This window comes from Sphingomonas sp., assembly GCF_023266535.1.
Lineage (GTDB): Bacteria > Pseudomonadota > Alphaproteobacteria > Sphingomonadales > Sphingomonadaceae > Sphingomicrobium.
Genome location: NZ_JAHFPY010000098.1, coordinates 1 through 2499 on the forward strand (window position 1 = coordinate 1; position 2499 = coordinate 2499).

3 protein-coding genes are annotated in these 2499 nt (G+C 63.7%); all 3 read left to right on the top strand.

Going from position 1 to position 2499, the window contains the following annotated elements; all coding sequences use genetic code 11:
* A partial coding sequence (locus Q0C64_RS12580) for a TPM domain-containing protein (protein ID WP_294124186.1) occupies window positions 1-388 on the top strand: 388 nt, incomplete at its 5' end.
* The gene (locus Q0C64_RS12585) at window positions 385-897 is read left to right on the top strand and encodes an NUDIX hydrolase (RefSeq protein WP_294124187.1); all 513 of its coding nucleotides are present in this window, start codon (window positions 385-387) and stop codon (window positions 895-897) included. The genes Q0C64_RS12580 and Q0C64_RS12585, both read left to right, overlap by 4 nt.
* A 100-nt stretch (window positions 898-997) precedes the next feature.
* Window positions 998-2499, top strand: a 1502-nt coding sequence (locus tag Q0C64_RS12590) for a M3 family metallopeptidase (RefSeq protein ID WP_294124188.1), incomplete at its 3' end; no start/stop codon positions are given.

The window sequence follows — 2499 nt, forward strand, 5'->3', positions numbered from 1 at the left end:
CCTGGTGGTCCTGTTCGTGATGAAATGGATGCCGCTGCGGCTGGCGCTGACTCCTGGCTCGACCAAGACCCGGCGGGTGCGGCGCCGTGCCGTGATGCTGTTCAAGACGGGCGGAGAGCGGCGAACGATCGGACGTACCGGTATCCTCATCTACCTGTCGATGGCCGAGCGCCGCGCCGAAATCATCGGCGATGAGGCAATTACAAGGGTGACGACACCCGAGACCTGGGGCGAAGCCATGGCGGCGCTGATCACCGAGGTGAAGGCCGGGCGTCCCGGCGACGGAATCGTCGCCGCGGTCGAGCGGATCGGCGACGTGCTCGCCGAGCATTTCCCGAAGAGCAGCACCGACACCAATGAAATTCCCGACAAGCTGATCCAGCTATGACCGGCGAGGTCGAGTGGGCGGGGAAATATATCCGCATCGTCCGCGACGGGACGTGGGAATTTGTCGAGCGCTGCGGCGGCGTGCACGCCGTCGTCATCCTCGCCGAGCATGACGGCAGGGTCGTGCTGATCGAGCAGGTGCGCGTACCCCTCGGCCGCCGCAAATGCCTCGAGCTTCCCGCAGGACTGGTCGGCGACGAAGACCCCGACGCGACGGTCGAGGGAACCGCGGTGAAGGAGCTGGAGGAAGAAACCGGTTTCACCGCCGAGCGAATCGAGGTGATCGGCCAGTTCTACAGCTCGCCGGGGATGGTCGCCGAAGGCTTCACCCTGGTCCGCGCCCATGGCCTGACGCGGATCGGCGACGGCGGCGGCAATGAACATGAAGAGATCGAGGTCCATCTCGTACCCCGCGCCGACATCCCGGCCTTCGTCGAACGCAAGCGGGCCGAGGGTGTGGCAATCGACGTCAAGCTGTTGCTGTTGCTCGCCAGCTCGATTCTTGGCTAACTCAGTTCATCGACCATGACCGCCGCTCGTCGAAATGCTTGCGGCGGCTTCGCATCGCAGCCGCTAGGGGCGGCGCAAATCTTCGATTTGGGAGGGTGTCTTGAAATTGATCCTGATGAGCGGCGCGGCCGCGATCGCGCTGGCCGCTGCTGTGCCGGCGGCTGCCGCCACGAGCGAGGCCGCAGCGGCCACTGCAGCGGTTTCCAATAACGTGCTGCTGAAAGAGTGGACCGGGCCCTATGACGGCGTTCCGCCCTGGGACCAGGTCAAGCCCGAGCTGTTCCCCGGCGCGTTCCAGGCGGGAATTGACCAGCTGCTGGCCGAGACCGACGCGATCGCCAACAATCCGGAATCTCCTAGCTTTGCCAATACGATAGAAGCGATGGAAAAGACGGGCCGGACGCTCGACCGGGTCCAGGCGCTGTTCGGGGTGATGACCGACAATATGTCGACCCCGGCCTACCAGGCGCTCGACAAGGAATGGTCGCCGAAATTCTCGGCGGCCTATGACAAGATCAATCTGAATTCCAAGCTTTTCGCTCGTATTTCAAACCTTTACGACCGGCGCGACAGCCTTGGCCTCGACGCCAAGCAGCTCCGCCTGTTGACCCGCACCTATGAAGGCTTCGTCCGCCGCGGCGCCAATCTCAACGACGCGCAGAAGGCCCAGCTGTCGGACTTTAACCAGCAGCTCGCGACCGACTTCTCCGAGTTTAACTCGCACCTGCTGGCTGACGAGGCGACCTTCACCCAGGCGAGCGAGGCCGACATGGCCGGCGTCCAGCAGGATGTGAAGGACGCGGCGGCCGCGGTCGCCAAGTCCAAGGGGCTTCCGGCGGGCAGCTACGCGATCCGCAACACCCGTTCGGCGGTCGACCCGGTGCTGAGCTTCGGCAGCAACCGCGCACTGCGCGAGAAAGTATGGCGCGCGTTCGTCAATCGCGGCGACAATGGCGACGCCAACGACACCAACGCGGTCATCGCCAAGATCGTCAAGCTGCGCGCGGACCGGGCGCATCTGCTCGGCTATGCCAACCATGCCGAATGGCGGATGCAGGACACGATGGCCAAGTCGCCGGCCAAGGCGATGGACCTTATGATGCGGGTATGGAAGCCGGCGGTGGAGCGGGTCCACGAGGAAGTGGCCGAGATGCAGCCGTTCGCGGCCAAGGACGGCGTCACCACGATCGAGCCGTGGGATTACCGTTATTATATGGAGAAGGTGAGGAAGGCGAAGTACGACCTCAGCCAGGACGAGATTAAGCCCTATTTCGAGCAGGGGAATCTGCTCAAGGGAATGTTCTGGGCGGCGGGCCAGCTCTACGGGCTCGAGTTCAAGGAAAACACCGGCAAGGTCCCGGTGTTCAACCCCGACGTCCGCACCTTCGAAGTGACGCGGAACGGCGAGGTGGTCGGCCTCTATTACCTCGATACCTATGCCCGCGAGGGCAAACGTTCGGGCGCGTGGATGAACACCTATCGCTCCCGCGCGCGGCTCACGAACGACAACATCGTCCTCGCCTCCAACAATAATAATTTCACCAAGCCCGAGGCGGGCAAACCGGTGCTGATCAGCCTGGACGACGCGTCGACCCAGTTCCA

What these genes read in the sequence shown, in the direction of transcription:
- Q0C64_RS12585 (WP_294124187.1), top strand. Translation starts at nt 385, where the DNA reads ATGACCGGCGAGGTCGAGTGGGCGGGGAAATATATCCGCATCGTCCGC.